We start from the raw sequence: 16,498 nt of genomic DNA on the forward strand, positions 1-16,498 counted from the left end.
ATGAAGCATAAAGAGTTGAAGATGTCTAAGAAGCTTGTTCGGCACAGCACTGCTAAGTTTTTGGTGTTTACGACCAATGCGGCTAACAGCGTTGAAGTACGGTACGAAGAAAGTACCATCTGGCTTACCCAGAAGTTGATGGCACAATTGTTTGACGTCGACGTCCGAACCGTAAGCGAACACTTGCGAAATATTTTCCAATCGGGGGAGTTGTCGGATTCTGCAGTTATCCGGAAATTCCGGATAACTGCTACTGACGGAAAAAACTACCTCACACAGCACTACAACCTGGACGCAATTATCTCGGTTGGTTACCGGATCAATTCAATACGCGCCACTCAATTCCGGCAGTGGGCCACTGGCATCCTGCGTGATTTCACTTTACGTGGCTACGTGATTGACCGAGAACGTATGGAAACTGGCGACATTCTTGGCGAGGACTACTTTGAGCAACTCCTCCAAGAAGTGCGGGAAATCAGGCTCTCAGAGAGGCGTTTCTACCAGAAGATAACCGACATCTATTCAACAGCTGTCGATTATGATGCCAAAGCGCCCACAACCCGGACTTTCTTCGCTACTGTCCAAAACAAGCTTCACTATGCTGTACACGGACACACCGCGGCGGAACTCATCACCGAGAGAGCCGATGCTAAGAAACCACATATGGGTTTAACTTCGTGGAAAAATTCGCCTGACGGTAAAGTGCTCGCGGGTGACGTGACCATCGGCAAAAACTACCTCACCAAGAACGAGCTTGATGATTTGGGGCGGTTGGTAGAAGCGTATTTAAACCTTGCAGAGTCACGCGCACGCCGTCACATTGCCACTACTATGAACGACTGGGTACAGTTCCTCGACCAAGTTCTTACCCTCGATAGTCGTGAACTGCTGAACAATGCGGGAAAAATTTCAAAGAACCTTGCCGATGAACACGCACTAGAGGAGTTCTCCAAATATCGAGTGGTGCAGGATCTCACCTATGAATCAGATTTCGATAAGTTTGCTCTCCAAGCAGAACGGGTCAACGAGGATCACGGACAACCTTAGATAATTAATTTACGTTCGGGCAAGCTGCCGTCCAGAATTTGTTTCCAACGGCAGCCTCCCCAACGCAGGTACTCGCAAAGCATAGAAAGAGCCCCGCGACACCACACCTTCTTCTCGCTACTCGCGCATCGCTTCCGCAGCGAGTTCGAGGTTGCGAATATATCCTTCCGCGGTCCATGCCGAACGGCCAATAAACAGGCCACCCACGCCCGGGATTCCCAGAATATCCTTGTTGTTATCGTGATTGACGGAGCCTCCATAGAGGATGGCCTCCACGCGATCCCCGTAACGCTCCGCGAGCGCGGCAAAGGTACGTACCAGGTCCTCGCGCCGCGGTGGGCGCCCATGTTCCCCAATTGCCCAGATCGGTTCGTAGGCGAGGAGCACGCGGGAAGTATCCGCTATCCCATCCAGGGCCGCATTAATCTGCGCGGTGATAAAGGGAAGGGTCTCCCCCGCCTCAAATACCTCGGCCGGCTCACCGAAGCACACCAGTGGGATAGCCCCGTGGCGCAGCGCAGCTTTGATCTTGAGGTTAACAGTCTCGTCCGTTTCCCCGAAGTACTCACGCCGCTCAGAATGCCCCATCTCAATCAGGGTGGCCCCGGCATCGATTGCCTGAGGGATCGATACTTCCCCGGTCCACGCCCCGGCATCTTCCCAGGCCGCATTCTGCGCACCCACCAGGATTCTGGTTCCCTCAAGCTCGCTAGCTGCCACATCAATGGCAGTAAACGAAGGAATAATAAAAGGCTGGATATCACCTAGGCTGGCCACATCAAGGCCGGCGAGTGCGCGAGCATAGTCCCGTGCGAAAGCGCGGGTGCCGTTCATTTTCCAGCTAGTTCCAACCCAAAGCATCATTCCTCCAGTGAACCGTCATAGGCGCAAATGGCATCCACATTGGCCTTGGAATGCGAGCTCGGGTCGAATTCATAATTGAAAAATTCTTTGGCCAGTCGTCGCGCGAGTTCCGCACCGATAACCCGCTGCCCCAGGCACAGCACCTGGGCGTTATTGGAGAGCACCAGGCGTTCCACCGAATAGGAGTCATGCGCGGTCGAGGCGCGAATGCCTTTCACCTTATTAGCGGACATAGCCACGCCCATTCCGGTCCCGCATACGAAAATACCACGGTCAGCCTCGCCGCGCGCAATCATTTCCGCACCCGCGGTAGCGAGGTTCGGATAAAGCGCAGATTCGCCTTCCTTGAGACCCAGGTCGATCACTTCGTCGATGCGCTCATCCTTCTCCAGATCAGCCTTGATGAGGTCCTTGTATCCGTACCCGGCCGAATCACCGAGCACCACCACACGAAATCCCATGTTTTCTCCTTTGTTTTCTTTTCTAGCCACGTATATACGGCTTGGTACATTCTTACGAGCCACGCCACATTGAGGTAACAACCGCTCACCGCTATTCCACCACACGAACCGCGCAACAAGCCATATTTTAGCGTCTTGTCATCACTTTATCCTATCTTTTTGCGCGGTTCGTGCAGATTGATATCAGAGCGCCTCCGCTGCCGCGGCCATGAGGAGGGCGAAAGACACCGCGCCCGGATCCGGGTGACCGAGTGACGCATCGCCGTGTGTCTTGGCCCTGCCCTTGCGTGCAGCCAGCTCCGAAGTAGCTTCGGCGGCCTGACGGGCTACTTCGGCCGCGCGCGTCCAGGCGTCCTTGAGCCCCACGCCTTCGGCAAGCTCCTTTTCCAGTGCATCGGCAAAAGGTTCGGTTGCGTCCACCATCGTTTTATCTCCGACGACGGCACCACCGTCGCGCGCCACATTTCGCGCCGCATCAACGACGGCCGCGCCCAATATTTCGGCCGAAACCGCTCCTCCATCGTCAAGATGGCTGGCAGCTTGGCAGATGGCATCTCCCCAGAGTGCACCCGAGGTACCACCCGCACCTTCGGACCATGCTTTGCCAGCCGAGTCCACCAGGCTCGCAGCTCCCGCCTTGGCGGAGAGGGCCCGGCGGACCGCATCGCGTGCAGCTACCGAGCCGAGGGTCATGCCTTGACCGTGATCACCGTCCCCAGCGATGGAATCCAGCTTGCCCAGATCCGCTTCCGCCGCGATAGCAGCATCGGCAAAAGCGGTGAAGACGACGGCGATGCGTTCCGCCTGCGCTGCCGATTCGGGCGTGCCGGCACTGAGTTCCACCGCGTGCACTTCCGCAACGGGGCGTTCGCGGCGTTGCTGGTTCTCCACGTTTCCAGTACGGAAAGCGGGGGTATCCGCACCGGACAGCCAGAACTTCTCCAGTTCCTCATCGAGAAAAGCAACGGTGAGAGAAACACCGGCCATATCGAGTGAGGTCACCTGTTCACCTACGACCGGCGCCACGACCTCCAGGCCACGTTCGGCCAGGATGCTAGAGACTGCGTGGTAGAGCACGAACATTTCTTCGTACTTCACTCCGCCCAGCCCGTTAACGATCACCGTCACGCGCCCGCTGTAGCCGCCCTCGCGGCGCTCGGGTTCTTCGGCAAGAACACCGTCAACCAGAAGGGTTGCCAGTTCATCCGCGGTGGCATGTTCGTGTTCGGAGATCCCGGGCTCACCGTGAATCCCAAGCCCGAGAGCGAATTTTCCATCAGGCACGGTGAAGAGCGGATCGCCCGATCCCGGGAGGGTGCAGCCGGTGAAAGCGACCCCGAGGGTACGGGTGGAATCATTGGCGTGCCAGCCAATGCGTTCGGCTTCGTCCAGGTTGTACCCGGCGGCGATTGCCCCGCCGGTTACTTTCACGACGAAAAGGTCACCCGCAATACCCCGGCGCTCACGGTGTTTTTCCGGGATCCCCGATGCGACGTCGTCAGAAATCTGTACTTCGCGCACATCTAGACCGTCCGCACGCATAATACTGGCGGCTTTCCCAAAGTGGAGAACGTCCCCGGCGTAATTGCCGTACATGAGGAGCACACCACCGCCGTTATCAGCAGCTTGAGATACCGCGGTTACTTGGGACTGCGAGGGGGAAGCGAAAATGTTCCCACATACGCAACCGTGCGCCATACCTGGACCGACCCAGCCAGGGAAGGCCGGGTAGTGCCCCGAACCACCCCCAATGACCAGCGCCACTTCGCCCTCCGGGGAGGTAGTAGACCGTACGACGCCGCCGTGCACCGCCTCCACGTACCGCTCATTAGCGGCGATGAAACCCGCGAGGGCTTCAGCGGGGAATTGTTTAGGATCGTTGTAGATAAACGTCATTGTTACTCCGTTGGTTGATCTGCGAGGATTGCACTCTGGCGGGCACGATCCTCAGCGATTTTGGCTCGCACCGCACCGGACAGGCCGAAAGCCATAATTCCGGCAACGGCGACCGATACCCCGAAGAACACCGTGGTAGCGAACATATTTCCGTTCGTGAGGTCTTGCAGCCATCCGCCGAGGTACGGGCCGAGCATCCCGCCGAGGTTCCCGATACCGTTAATGATACCGAAGCCGGCACCCACCGCCGCAGGGGGCAGCAGCAGGGAGTTGATCGTCCAGTACGGAGCGAAGAAGGAGAGCTGGCAGGCGGTTGCCGCCGCGAGGGCGATCACCACCAGCCATCGCTGGTCCGCCGTCACGAAAGAGGAAAGCGCCAGGATAATGCCGCCAAGGATGAGCGGAATACCCACGCGGGTGCAATAGCGCTGATCTCGGTCCGCGCCCTTCCCGTTGAACCAAATAGCGATACCAGCGCAAACGGGCGGGATCGCGGAAACTAGACCCACCGTAAGAGAACCGTGGAAAGACTGCTTGAGGAGGGTGGGAAGCCAAATCTGGAGCCCGTAGAAGCCCAGCCACACAAACATCCCCAGGAAGGCCAGGTACCAGGTGAAGGGATTACGCACCGCGAGGCGCCAATCCGATTCCACCGGCTTTTCGTTACCATCAATGATTTGCAGGGCGCGGATCTCGTCCTTTTCATCCTGGTCAATCCACCGGGCGGTATCCGGATTATCGGCCGCGAAATACCACCACAGCCCCACGCCGATGACCAGCGGCAGCGCACCCTGAATAATGAAGAGTTCGCGCCAGTTCCCGTACATGAGGATAAGGCCGGCGAAGGGGCCTGTGATGATCGTGGCGATGGGATTGTGCATGATGAACAGCGAGAAGGCCCGCCCGCGTTCCGCCTTGGAGAACCACCTCGAAATGAGAACCATGAGTGCTGGCTGCACCCCACCCTCGAATACCCCGAGCGTGAAACGAGCGATAAGTAGCTGCGTATACGAGTGGACGAAACCAGCGAGAATCGCACAGACTCCCCACCCGATCATGAGCACAAAGACAACTTTCCGGGCACTCCACTTCTGCGCTAGGTAGCCGCCCGGGACCTGGAGTACGAGGTACCCTATGAAGAAGATTCCCGCGGCAAATCCGGCCTGGGAAGCATCCATATTGAGACTTTCTCGGATGCCTTCCATGCCGAAGCCAATATTGACACGGTCAATATACGCGATGATGTAGATCGTGATAATAACGGGAATGAGAATTTTCCAGCGGCGCCGCGCTGACGTGGGAACGTGGACCGGGGTTGTCATTTATGCCTCCTCGGCGATTACTTCGAGCGCATAGACGCGTGCGGGACCACCATCCGCGCCTTTGATTTTCAAGGGTGCAGCAAAGAAGAGGAAGCGTTCCTGGCTAAGTTGCTCCAGCCCGGCCAAGTATTCGATTTGCAGAATCCCTTTGGGAAGCAGCACGGTATGGCAGGCCCAGTCTTCAACGGGTTCATGGTGCTCAAAATCCGTGAGGTACGGTTCGCGGATCGCGCGGTCCTGCGGGAAATCAAAAGCAATTGCCTTGGCCTCAAGCTCGAGGAGGTATTCCGCACCGGACTTCGTGATCCACGGGGACCTGGTCCAGAATTCTGGCACGGTTGTGGGGTGGCGCAGTGCCTGGTTGCTGCGGATAAGTACGACGTCGCCGGCGCGTACCGCGCCCGCCCGCGCCTCAAGAACTTCACGGGAAAGTGCAGCGTTATCACCCAAATCTGCGACGTCAATAAGACTTGCTTCCCCGCAGAAACGCTCGATGGGGAGCATCTCGATGGTTTCGAGGGCTCGATCAACATGCTGTGGCGCATCGCAATGGGAGAAATTATGGGCACCGTAATCTTTAAGAACAGTGGACCGGAAGGTAAATTCCGGTTTCGGGAGTTCCTTGAAAGCGAACTCCGGAGCAAAACGCCAATGCGGCTCAATAAGCATCGACAGGTCGACGACGCGGTAGTGATCGAAAAATCCCATAGTAGTTGTCCTATTTTTCTGCGTGCGCTGCCGTGCGCACGGCTTCCGATGTTGTGTTGAGCAGGTCTTGCGGGAGGCGGTAGATCCGCACCGCGTTCTCTGCGTAGGCGGCTCGTTGTTCCGCCTGGGACCATCCGCTCGTGATCTCGCGGAAGCCATTCCAGATGTCTGCGAAGCTTCCGGCAATGGAATCGACCGGGAAATTCGAGGCGAACATAATGCGTTCGGTTCCGAAAATCTCGGTGATTCTTTCCACGATGGGACGGTTATTTTCCACGGTCCAGGGCTGGTCTTTCAACCCGATCCCGGAAATCTTGATGGAGACCTGCGGATATTGCGCCATGAAGTCCAGTGCGCGCACCCAGCCGGCGATCATATCCGGGTGGCGATCCGCGGGCAGCCCGGAGTGGTTAATGATGAGGGGAATATCCGGGTTCTGCTCCAGAACGGTTTTCGCCTCGGTCATATGCCACCAGGCCACCTGCAGGTCGAAACTAAATCCGACGGCACGCAACGCTGCGTAACCCTTCTGCCACTGCGGATCGGTGAGCAGGCTCGGGTTGCTTTCTGCACTAACCGGAGAATCTGACTGCCCGGGCTTATTACGAACCCCGCGCACAATAGGAATCTCAGCTAGTTCTTCAAGGGTTCCCTGCACCTGCGGATCTTTGAGAATCGCATGCCCTACCCCGGCGTTGGGGAGGCCGAAGCGATCCGCGATATTTTGGGTGTAGCGCATTTCGCCAACCGGATCATCGAGTTCCCATTCGGTTTCCATCGTTACCGAACCGACGAGGTTGAGATTAATACTCGCGGCTAAATCGGTGAGATCCGCCGGCAAGAAATCAACTTTGATTGGATCGTAATTTCCGTAGCGGAAGGGGATATGCGCATCGGGGCGCAACCAGGGTTGGTAACCCAGATGCGGCTCCCAAAAGTGATGATGCGCGTCAATAACTGGACCTGTGTATAACTCCATTGTTTCCTCCTTGGTCCGGGTGCGGTGGTGCCATTGCGGTGGCACATGCCGCAATGGCACCACCTCACCCAAAAATTCGTCGCTACGAGGCGCGCTTAGGCGATAAGCCGCCGCTGCGCCAAGGGACGATTGAAATTAATGAGGGCAGAACCGATCATGTACAGTCCTGCCGCGCAGGCGAGGAAGACGAACGCTCCAGTAAAGGAGCCCCCGGCTGCCTTGATCGCGTAGCCCATGATGATGGGAGCAAGCGCACCGCCCAGGGATGAGGCCATGTTCATGACAGAACCAACCGTTCCCACCTGGCTCTTCGGGGCGAGCCAAGCCGGAATAGCCCAGTACAGCCCACCGAAGTTCGTGAAGAACACCGCGCCAGAGAGCAGGAAAAGTGCGGTCATTCCGGATGGTGCGAAGGGAATTGCCGCCACGCATACCGCCATGCCGAGGGCGGAACCGACCAGTAATGCCTTCATGACCTTGTTGTAATCATTGAAGGTGCGCCGGCCCCAGTCCGCGAGCCACCCGGCTACCAGCTGGCCCACCACGCCCATCATGAACATGAAGAAGGTGCCCCAGCCTAGGCCGGCTAAATCGAAATCGCGGGCACGCGAGAGATAGGACGGGGTCCAGGAAATGAGGCCCCACCATACTGTGGCCCAGCCAAGACGCCCGAACCAGAAGGCCCACCAGGAGGTGGAACGTGCATAGTCAACGATGCGCGGGAGCTTGGCCTTTTCTTCTGCGGTGAGTTCGGCCCCTTCCTGACCTACCTCACCTTCGCGGATGTGTTCGAGTTCTTCCGCGCTCACCCGTGGGTGTTCTTCCGGAGTGTCACGCACCCAGATGTAGTAGATAATCGCAACGATCACCGTGATCCCGCCGGTTATATAGAAAGCCCAGCGCCAGGACCCGAAGAATCCAATTATTGCGGTGACCATAATGCCACCCACAGCGGATCCGAAGGCCCCGGCCATATCCACGAAAGTGGCGCCGCGGGCACGTTCCCCGGAAGGCAACCAAGAAGAGCTGAGCTTGGAGCCCGAGGGCGCACACGGTGCTTCCAATGCACCGAGGAGCAAGCGGGATACCCCGAAGCCCAAGCCGGTGTGGATAAAACCAATAACCATCTGGGTTCCGCCCCAAAGTGCTCCGGCCGCACCGATAACGCGGCGTGGCCCGAATTTATCGAGGAGCCAACCACCCGGAACCTGGAAGATGAGGTAGGTCCAGAAGAAAGTAGAAAGAATCCATCCCTGCATATCCTCATCGATGCCCAGTTCCTTATCGATAAAGGGCAGGGCGATGGACAGGGTGGTGCGGTCAATATAGTTGAGCAGAATAATGAGCCACAAAATCATGAAGACTTCAATGCGAATCTTCGATTTTTTACCCTTGCGTGGGTGGCTCACTGCGTGCTTATTAACGGACATGGTGAACCGGCTTTCTATGCCTGGGCCGCTTCTGCGGTCTTGACCCCGAGGGAAGTAGCAATATCAAAGGCTCGCTGGGAGGGACCGATGGAGGCAATACCCTGGCCCACGATTTCGTAGGCGGTGCCGTGGGCCGGGGTGGCCAACGGCACGGGCAAACCTCCCTGAACCGTCACACCCTTATCGAAGCCAATGGTCTTGAGAGCAATCTGGCCCTGATCGTGGTACATCGTGACAACGCCGTCGAAATTCCCCTTCTGGGCTCGCATGAAGGTGGTGTCCGGCGGGAAGGGACCCTGCACATTAACACCATCAAACTGGGCGAGTTCCACCCCAGGGGCAATATGGTCAATTTCTTCCCGGCCGAACTGCCCGGATTCTCCACCGTGCGGGTTGAGCGCGCATACCGCGATACGCGGTTCTTCTACTCCGATGCCCTTAATAACATCGTTGAGAAGGTTAATGGCATCGCGAACCGCTCGGGCGTTAATACGGGCGGCTACTTGCGAGATTCCACAATGCGAAGTAACGCGCGAAGTGGTGAGCCCGGGAATGAAATTGAGTTCGGAAGTGAAGCCGTCGTAATTGAGTTCCTTGGCGAACCAACGCAGCTCGTCCTCTTCATGCATGCCGGCTTCGTGGAGCGCGGCTTTGTTGAGGGGGAGGAAAATAATCGCATCCGCTTTGCCGTCCTTGTACATGCCGATAGCCTTGAGGAGATCGGATTTCACACGCCGACCGCCTTCCACGGAATGCTCCCCGCGTTTAACGGGCTGATCTTGGAGCTCGGATCCCACGATCTGCACCTCACCGGGCTTCGCTTCTTCCGAATAGGGGAAGCTCAGAGAGAGCTCCGCGCAGTATTTCTCTACTTCGGAAGCCGATGCAAGCAGCTTAATATTGGCCTTCTGACGGTTCTCCTCATCGGCACATAACTTCATCGCCAGTTCGGGGCCGATGCCTGAGGGATCACCGATAGTCATAGCAAGATTGGGAACGATAGTCATTGTTTTCTCCTTTGTAGCTGTGGTCGCTCGTGCGGCCAGTGACGGACGGATAACTGGGGTAAATAGGTTCGGGGATTAGTACGACGGTGCGGGGGCCGACTCACGAGTAATCTGTCCAATGGCACCCTGGCCCGTGGCGGAAAGATTCGCGTTGAAAGGATCAATGGTGCGCAGTGCGGAGCGCAGTACCTGGCGGATATAGCGGGCATTTGTTGCTCCCACTCCCAGCCAGTCCGAGCCGTAGTGTTCCACCATGAATGCTCCGGTAAAGCCACCCCGCAAAGCTTGCCGAATCACGGCGCGGTAGTTAATAAGTCCGCTTTCCAGGGGAACCGGCGCGGACATATAGGTGCCAGTTTCCGGGTCCTCATCGCGAATATAGTTCTTGATATGCCAGTAATTGGCGTAGGGAAGAACCGCATCGAACATGTCCTGGTAGCTGGGCATGGGCCGGTGCAGGCGAATGAGGTTGCCGATATCCGGATTAAGCCCCACGTTGTCACGGTCAATATCACGCACGAAACTCACCGCGCCGTCGTGGGTTCCCACGTAGGTGTCTTCGTACATTTCCAGGCTGATGTGCATTCCGAGCTGGCCGGCGTGCCGGGCTAGTTCCCGCACCCGTTCCACCGCGAGCGGACGCAATTGCGGATCGCATACGTGCCCGGGTGCTAACCAGAACCACAGCGCTTTTTCCTGCGCCGGGGTGAGGGCCTCCATAAAGCCGATATTGATGACCTGTGCCCCGAGCTCATGCCCGCGGTCAATGAGGTCATGTACGAAGGCAAGATTGGTATCTCCGTTGCGAACATCGACGACGGAACGCCTACCTACGGAAATAGCGGGAATGCTGAGGTCGAGATCGCGGCACATATCCCGGAAAGACGCGAAGCGTTCCTCGGATATCTCAACAAGGGGAACCCAATCATCCATCGGATCAATGGCACCGAAACCAAGCTCCTTGACTTGGAGAAGCTGGTCTTCCCATACGCTTACCGGTGCGGTTCCTATATCCTCCCCTGTTTCTGTGCGGGATCCGAAATTCATCTTGGCCGCAATTGGCCAGGTATCCGCCGTATACACCTCATCACTCCTTTCGCCGGCCCCGGTTCCGGGGCCGGCGCTTATCTGCTTATTGCTGGCGAGCCTTAGCTCTGCCCGAGTCCCTTCTTGAGATCTGCTTCGTACCCTTCGAGGTACTTGACGAAATCATCGCCGAAGAGAGGATCGATCTGCATGAAATTGGTTTCCATGTAGTTGGTGAAGTCCTTGCTTTCGCTGTACTTCTTTGCTGCATCAATCCAGTACTCGCGGGCTTCTTCGCTGATCCCACCTGTCGCGATAAGACCGCGGAACTGGGAGAAGGTCACGTTAATGCCTTCCTCCACGGTGGTGGGGATATCCTTGAGCGCATCGTAGCTATAGCGATCTTCGGAGATCACGCACAGGGGAACAAGATCGCCGGCTTCCAGCTGGCCCATCACTTCGCTGGGATTACCCAGGGCGACATCAACGTGTCCGCCGAGCAACGCAGTCACGGCTTCACCTCCGGATTCGTAGGGCACGCGTTGGAACTGCACACCCTGGTCCTTTTCGATAAGGCCAAATTGGATAGCGTCGTTACCGGTCACACCACCGGATATGGAAACCTTGACAGGACCGGCCTTCGCCGCATCCACCACAGCACGGCAGGAATTGTAAGGAGAGCCCTTCTTTACAACCATGATCGTCGAGTCCTGACCCACCTTCATGATCGGGGTGAAACTACGCCACGTGAAGGGCACATTTTCGGTGAGAGGAAGGTTTATGAGGGCGGTTTCGGTGGCGAGGAGCTTGGAACTATCACCTTCTTCGCCCAGGAACGCAGCATAGCCGACGGCGCCGCCGGCACCCTGGCGATTCTCCACCGAGATGGACTTACCTGTGACGTTCTCCAGGCCGGAGGCGATGGCACGGCCTGACATATCGGAACCACCACCGGGGGCCATAGGTACCACCATGGTGATACGGGCGCCGGGATCGAAATCGCTTCCTCCCGCGGAGGAACCCCCGCCCTTATCCTGACAACCGGAGAGGGCAAGGAGCGCGCAGCTAACAGCGGCGATACCGCTCATGAGTCGTGATATTTTCATTGTTATTCCTTAGAGTTGATCGTCGTTGATCCGGATTGGGGGATGTCACCGCCTAGCGCAAGACCCGGCGGTGGGGTGGTTGTCGTGTCGAGAGCGCGGGTTCCGCGCGCGGCCGAGCCGGTGCACTCCCCCACGGCAGCAGGTTGCGCAGCATCCACGGACGGCACAGACTCAATCGCGGAAGTCGCTTCTGCGGGAACTTCGGCCGCCGCGGATTTGCGGCTGGATTTACGTGAAAAACGCTTGAGGAGGCCCGGGACCACCATGATGGCAAGGGTGATGCCAAGGATGGTCAAGGCTAGGGGCTGACGGAATACGATGGTGAGATCGCCCTGACTGAAAGCAGAAGTCTGCACCAGATAACGTTCCACCATGGGCCCAAGCACCATGCCCAGGATGAGCGGCGCCGTCGGATAGTTATATTTCTTGATGAAGAACCCAGCCAAGCCAGCAACGAAAAGAACCGTGAGTGCGAAAACACCATTCTCTACTGCAAATGCCCCAAACATCGAGAAGAAGATAATGAGGGGATAGAGGTAGGAGTAAGGCAGGCGCAGAACTTGGGCAAAGACGGGTGCCATGGGCAGGTTGAGGACGAGCAGGATAACGTTCCCGATGAAGAAAGACGTTAGCAAACCCCACACCAACGTAGGTTGATTCTCAAAGAGGAGGGGCCCCGGCTGGATCCCGTACATGACAAATGCGCTGAGGAGAACTGCCGTCGTCGTACCACCGGGAACGCCCAGCGCGAGAGTCGGAACGAAATTCGCATTGGCCGCGGCGTTATTTGCAGATTCGGAGGCTGCTACGCCTTCAATAGCGCCCTTACCAAAGTTGCGGGAGTTCTTGGAGACCTGCTTTTCCGCGCCGTAGGCAACCAGGGAGGCAAGAGTGGACCCCGCACCGGGCAGGCAGCCGAGTACAAATCCAAGCCCGGTACCACGAGTAATGGCCGGAAAAGCCTGCTTAATATCGGAGGGCTTAATGACCATGTCACGCATGCGGGCACGAATCGGTTTCGCGGTGCCCGCACCGATCTGGGACACTACTTCACCGATGGCGAATACTCCGATCATAACGACGACGAAATCAATGCCGCCCAGCAAACTCACGCTTCCAAAGGTGAAGCGCGAAGCCGCGAAGGCCGAGGACATTCCCACGGTGGAGAGCACTAGGCCAATACCGGCCATCATGAGGCCCTTGGCGAGGTTATCGCCGGAGAAGGAGATGATGGTGAGCAGGCCCATGATCATAATGGCGAGCATTTCAGCCGGGCCGAAACGCAGCGCGAATTGAGCAATAGGAGCTGCCACCAAGCAGAGCAGAATAAGGGAAACAATGGCGGCGAAGAAGGAGCCGATGGCAGCAATCGCGAGCGCCTTACCAGCTTTTCCTTTTCGGGCTAGAGAGTAGCCATCTATAACTGTTGCGACGGCGCTCGCATCTCCCGGAGTGGCAATGAGGACCGCAGCAATCGTGCCGCCGTACTGGCACCCGTAGTAAATACCCGCGAGCATAATGAGCGCGGTGACCGGTTCCATCGTGAGGGTAAGAGGCAGCAGAATTGCCACGCCCGTGGTGGCCCCCAGTCCGGGGAGCATCCCAATAACGGTACCGAGAAGTACCCCGATGAAACACCAGAGCAGGTTGTCTGGGGTGAGAGATGTTTGGAAACCGAGTAGAAGATTCTCAATCATGATATGTTCGTTCCTCCCTTACACCAGGTCAAGCATCCCGGTAGGAAGCGGCACTTGGAGAAGCACAGAGAAAACCACGTAGCCGAAGAGGAAGGTGAGAATAGCAGCGAGGAGCCCCTGCCACCATTTGCGCCGTTCCACGAAAACAACGAGGACAAAGACCATGAGCGTGACGGAAAACAGCAGGCCGATCACGCGGGTGAGGATAATTGCGCCAAGCATTGCGAGGAAGACGTAGACTACCGCGAGCTGACGCTGGCGTTCGGTGCGTTCACCTTCCGCGGGCGTTTCTTCTGCCGCATACTGTTCCATCAGCTGGACGGATTCGTCATCTTCTGAGTCAGTTTCCGGCGCGGGCTTCGTGATGTTGGAGCGAATGAGATCCCAAATCGAGGCGAGGACAATAACGCAACCGGCGACGAAAGGCATGAGCCCGGCACCAACTTCGCCATTGGTTTCTGATAGTCCGTAATTCCACCCCGACACAATGACGTAGATGCCGATACCTAAAATAACGAGGCGGAAAGCCAGTGCGCCGATATCCCGATTTCCGCACTGGCGTTGGGCTTGTGCCGGCGCGCTTGTGGTGGCACCCGTGGTGTTCGGAGAAACCGCGCCGGGTGGGTGCATCCCAGGGTCTCCATCGGTCTTCACCGTTGTACTCCTCATCGAGCAACCTTTCCTTCTGGTAGTGCACTTCTGTGGTAGGGATGACGTTTCTGCTTTGAAACCGACATCGACAGTGACGCGCGCTACTAAGTTTCCAATATCCTATATCGTATAGGATTCTGTGACAAGGGTCGCGCGGTACTGTGACATGCCGAAGCTACACAAAAGCGAGACGTTCTCAGCCGTCACACCGATGCCGAAGGAGGAGCGATGGGGCAGATTCTCATCACGGTCGGGGTTGTTATCTACCTAGGTGTCGCGGTGCTCTGGGCTATTAACCTGGTCCGCGGATTGCGCCGCGCAGCAAAGGATCCCCACTCGCAGCTGGATCGGGGCGCACGGCGAACCACCTACTTCGCCTTAGCTACTTGCTGGGCTTGGCCTGCGTGGATCTTTATCAGCCTCGCGCTTGCCGCGCGGCGCATTCGCCAAGCCGGCCGTGGATGCTAATAAACGATTTATTCCGCGTCAGAAATTGATCGGCGCAGCACCCCGTTGAGATGGGCTTCCATCGCAGCTAGTGCATCCTCGCGCGCACCCGAGGCGAAAGCCTCCAAAATAGCATGATGCTCCGCAGTGGCCTGCGCACCGTCAGAACTTCCTTCCCCAACGGTTTGGCGAATGCGGTGAGCCTGGAAAGCGAGGTTATCCACCGCCGATTCCAGGTATGAATTATTGGCGTAGCGAATAATAACGCGATGGAAGTTCCAATCGGCATCGAAATAGTGGCGGATATGGGCGAGGTCAAGGTGCCCTTTTTCATGTTCGAGATTCTGCCACGCGACTTCGTGTTCGGCGTGGGCCTGGCGCAATTCCGGAAGAAGTCGCTTGGCGTGCGGATAAGCCCAGTCAACCGCCTGGAGTTCCAGAAGCTTACGGACATCAATGAGTTTGCGAATTTGCTCGGTAGAGATGGGGGGCGCCACCCGGTAGCCGCGCCGAGCTAGACGCTCCACCAGGCCAGTATGCTCCATTTCCACCATGGCTTCGCGTACCGGGGTAGGAGAGACATCGAGATCACGAGCCAGGCCGTCAATGCTCAAAGATTCTTCCGGCTGGAACACGCCGCCCAGCAGCATATCGAGTATGGTGGAATACACCTCGTCACGCAAAGCAGCACGACGACGCTTAAGCAGAGAACCGGTGACGGCCACGGCGACTCCTTGGAATCCAATGAACACACTCTTCGCCCACCGTCTCGCGCCGTTAGCACGCAAAGAATCGCGTCACAGAGGCGGGGGTATGGGCATAGTATACCGAGGGCGCTGGGCCAGCTCCGGGACTTGAGTCAAGGTCACTTAAGCAAAGGAACGCCGCTGCGATAACTGCGGGCGGCTTGAGTGCACTCATCAAGCCGCCCGCACTTTATTAGCTTTTTCGGGAGGTCCGTAAGCTTGCTGATCAGCGCCCCTCCCGCGCCTCCGCGATCCGATTGCACAGCGCAGCCACGGCATCCTCGTCATTGGAGCCGATCTCATAGGCGGAAATGTCCCTGACCGCCGCTACCGAATTCGACGGGCAGATCGCCACACCCACTTCGCGTAGCCAGGGCAGGTCATTCGCGGAATCGCCGATGCCGGCGGTGCGAGCAACCGGGGCGCCGAGCCCCTCGAGGATGGTGCGCAGCGCCACCCATTTATCGGTAGCCGGGCTGGTCACCTCAATGGTGCCGTCATAGGAGCGCGCCGCATTGGGGAATTCCGCCGCAAGATCAGCGCGGATACGCTCGTACTCGGCGTCGTTGGCAAAAAGCGCGGCCTTGAGGCGGTCCTCGCGCGGCAGCTCCTCCAGATCCGCCACGATGGGCTGCTCGCCTTCGTTGCGTTCGGCGAGCACCCGCACCGCTTCGCCGTCCTCCTTGGCGAAAAGGTGGTCGCGTCCAAAAATAACCAGCTGGAGGGCATGCTTGCGGCAAAAGTCGAGGATGCGCGCGTAGAGTTCATCATCCATAGGTTCGTACGACGCCGCGCCTACCTCACCATGCGCATAATCCCGCACGGAGGCCACCGCCATAGCGCCACTAGCCGCGATCAGCGGGCCGTCAATATTGGCACGCTCGTATATCCCCACGGTAGCCGGGTATACCCGGCCGGTCGCTACGATAATCGCGACGCCGGTGGCATGCAGCCGGGCCAGTGCCGTGATCGTGGCATCGGAAACGTGTTTGTCGTTGCGCGCCAGGGTGCCGTCCAAATCAAGGGCCAGCGCGTCAATGGTGAGAAGGTCTGCGGGAAGCTCTGCTTCCAGGTCCAGATGAATAGCCATATCTCCACGGTACGCTACTCG

General features: G+C 57.6%; 16 protein-coding genes. 2 read left to right on the forward strand and 14 right to left on the reverse strand.

Annotation, left to right across the window (positions count from 1 at the left end; translation table 11 throughout):
• The first annotated feature begins 21 nt into the window (after positions 1-21).
• A complete protein-coding gene (locus tag ACTFPK_RS00805) occupies positions 22-1,047 on the forward strand; it encodes a virulence RhuM family protein (RefSeq protein WP_274735205.1) in 1,026 nt (341 codons plus the stop codon).
• 117 nt (positions 1,048-1,164) lie between these two features.
• Here the strand turns inward: ACTFPK_RS00805 and ACTFPK_RS00810 are convergent, their stop codons facing one another.
• The 12 genes from ACTFPK_RS00810 to ACTFPK_RS00865 form a co-directional block, all read right to left on the reverse strand.
• The gene (locus tag ACTFPK_RS00810) at positions 1,165-1,911 is read right to left on the reverse strand and encodes a triose-phosphate isomerase (RefSeq protein ID WP_284894999.1); all 747 of its coding nucleotides are present in this window, start codon (positions 1,909-1,911) and stop codon (positions 1,165-1,167) included.
• Positions 1,908-2,372, reverse strand: coding sequence for a ribose-5-phosphate isomerase (locus tag ACTFPK_RS00815; protein ID WP_126135477.1), 465 nt, complete (start codon positions 2,370-2,372; stop codon positions 1,908-1,910). The genes ACTFPK_RS00810 and ACTFPK_RS00815 overlap by 4 nt, the downstream gene beginning before the upstream one ends.
• 183 nt (positions 2,373-2,555) lie before the next feature.
• Positions 2,556-4,268 (reverse strand): dihydroxyacetone kinase family protein, encoded by a 1,713-nt coding sequence (locus ACTFPK_RS00820; RefSeq protein WP_279058130.1) that lies wholly within the window; start codon positions 4,266-4,268, stop codon positions 2,556-2,558.
• A gap of 2 nt (positions 4,269-4,270) precedes the next feature.
• Entirely contained in the window at positions 4,271-5,590 is a 1,320-nt protein-coding gene (locus ACTFPK_RS00825) for an MFS transporter (protein ID WP_279058128.1), read from the reverse strand.
• On the reverse strand, positions 5,591-6,298 hold the full coding sequence (locus tag ACTFPK_RS00830) for a cyclase family protein (RefSeq protein ID WP_284894998.1): 708 nt from the start codon (positions 6,296-6,298) through the stop codon (positions 5,591-5,593).
• Positions 6,299-6,308: 10 nt separating this feature from the next.
• The gene (locus tag ACTFPK_RS00835; RefSeq protein ID WP_439910894.1) at positions 6,309-7,277 is read right to left on the reverse strand and encodes an amidohydrolase family protein; all 969 of its coding nucleotides are present in this window, start codon (positions 7,275-7,277) and stop codon (positions 6,309-6,311) included.
• Between the two features lie 95 nt (positions 7,278-7,372).
• Positions 7,373-8,686 carry an MFS transporter gene (locus tag ACTFPK_RS00840; protein WP_439910895.1) on the reverse strand — a complete coding sequence of 438 codons (1,314 nt, stop codon included), beginning with the start codon at positions 8,684-8,686 and terminating at the stop codon, positions 7,373-7,375.
• A gap of 35 nt (positions 8,687-8,721) precedes the next feature.
• Positions 8,722-9,714 carry a 4-hydroxythreonine-4-phosphate dehydrogenase PdxA gene (locus tag ACTFPK_RS00845; protein WP_126135471.1) on the reverse strand — a complete coding sequence of 331 codons (993 nt, stop codon included), beginning with the start codon at positions 9,712-9,714 and terminating at the stop codon, positions 8,722-8,724.
• Positions 9,715-9,789: 75 nt separating this feature from the next.
• Entirely contained in the window at positions 9,790-10,797 is a 1,008-nt protein-coding gene (locus ACTFPK_RS00850) for a sugar phosphate isomerase/epimerase family protein (RefSeq protein WP_284894995.1), read from the reverse strand.
• A 65-nt stretch (positions 10,798-10,862) separates the two neighbouring features.
• Positions 10,863-11,846 carry a tripartite tricarboxylate transporter substrate binding protein gene (locus tag ACTFPK_RS00855; protein WP_126135469.1) on the reverse strand — a complete coding sequence of 328 codons (984 nt, stop codon included), beginning with the start codon at positions 11,844-11,846 and terminating at the stop codon, positions 10,863-10,865.
• A gap of 2 nt (positions 11,847-11,848) precedes the next feature.
• Positions 11,849-13,543 carry a tripartite tricarboxylate transporter permease gene (locus tag ACTFPK_RS00860; protein ID WP_284894994.1) on the reverse strand — a complete coding sequence of 565 codons (1,695 nt, stop codon included), beginning with the start codon at positions 13,541-13,543 and terminating at the stop codon, positions 11,849-11,851.
• 18 nt (positions 13,544-13,561) lie between these two features.
• Positions 13,562-14,197: a tripartite tricarboxylate transporter TctB family protein gene (locus ACTFPK_RS00865; protein ID WP_284894993.1), complete on the reverse strand. Its 636-nt coding sequence runs from the start codon at positions 14,195-14,197 to the stop codon at positions 13,562-13,564.
• Between the two features lie 225 nt (positions 14,198-14,422).
• Between ACTFPK_RS00865 and ACTFPK_RS00870 the strand changes: the two genes are divergently transcribed.
• Entirely contained in the window at positions 14,423-14,662 is a 240-nt protein-coding gene (locus tag ACTFPK_RS00870) for a hypothetical protein (RefSeq protein WP_284894992.1), read from the forward strand.
• Between the two features lie 8 nt (positions 14,663-14,670).
• On the opposite strand, the gene ACTFPK_RS00875 is transcribed toward ACTFPK_RS00870, so the two are convergent.
• Positions 14,671-15,366: a GntR family transcriptional regulator gene (locus ACTFPK_RS00875; RefSeq protein WP_274735219.1), complete on the reverse strand. Its 696-nt coding sequence runs from the start codon at positions 15,364-15,366 to the stop codon at positions 14,671-14,673.
• Positions 15,367-15,613: 247 nt separating this feature from the next.
• Positions 15,614-16,477, reverse strand: coding sequence for an HAD family hydrolase (locus ACTFPK_RS00880; RefSeq protein ID WP_284894991.1), 864 nt, complete (start codon positions 16,475-16,477; stop codon positions 15,614-15,616).
• Between the last annotated feature and the right edge of the window lie 21 nt (positions 16,478-16,498).

It is taken from the genome of Actinotignum sp. UMB0459 (assembly GCF_051905915.1).
GTDB classification, from domain to species: domain Bacteria; phylum Actinomycetota; class Actinomycetes; order Actinomycetales; family Actinomycetaceae; genus Actinotignum; species Actinotignum sanguinis.

Bases quoted from the DNA above. Each gene is read 5' to 3' on its own strand.
- ACTFPK_RS00805 (WP_274735205.1), top strand. From the start codon at position 22: ATGTCTAAGAAGCTTGTTCGGCACAGCACTGCTAAGTTTTTGGTGTTT.
- ACTFPK_RS00810 (WP_284894999.1), bottom strand. From the start codon at position 1,911: ATGATGCTTTGGGTTGGAACTAGCTGGAAAATGAACGGCACCCGCGCT.
- ACTFPK_RS00815 (WP_126135477.1), bottom strand. From the start codon at position 2,372: ATGGGATTTCGTGTGGTGGTGCTCGGTGATTCGGCCGGGTACGGATAC.
- ACTFPK_RS00820 (WP_279058130.1), bottom strand. From the start codon at position 4,268: ATGACGTTTATCTACAACGATCCTAAACAATTCCCCGCTGAAGCCCTC.
- ACTFPK_RS00825 (WP_279058128.1), bottom strand. From the start codon at position 5,590: ATGACAACCCCGGTCCACGTTCCCACGTCAGCGCGGCGCCGCTGGAAA.
- ACTFPK_RS00830 (WP_284894998.1), bottom strand. From the start codon at position 6,298: ATGGGATTTTTCGATCACTACCGCGTCGTCGACCTGTCGATGCTTATT.
- ACTFPK_RS00835 (WP_439910894.1), bottom strand. From the start codon at position 7,277: ATGGAGTTATACACAGGTCCAGTTATTGACGCGCATCATCACTTTTGG.
- ACTFPK_RS00845 (WP_126135471.1), bottom strand. From the start codon at position 9,714: ATGACTATCGTTCCCAATCTTGCTATGACTATCGGTGATCCCTCAGGC.
- ACTFPK_RS00855 (WP_126135469.1), bottom strand. From the start codon at position 11,846: ATGAAAATATCACGACTCATGAGCGGTATCGCCGCTGTTAGCTGCGCG.
- ACTFPK_RS00860 (WP_284894994.1), bottom strand. From the start codon at position 13,543: ATGATTGAGAATCTTCTACTCGGTTTCCAAACATCTCTCACCCCAGAC.
- ACTFPK_RS00870 (WP_284894992.1), top strand. From the start codon at position 14,423: ATGGGGCAGATTCTCATCACGGTCGGGGTTGTTATCTACCTAGGTGTC.
- ACTFPK_RS00880 (WP_284894991.1), bottom strand. From the start codon at position 16,477: ATGGCTATTCATCTGGACCTGGAAGCAGAGCTTCCCGCAGACCTTCTC.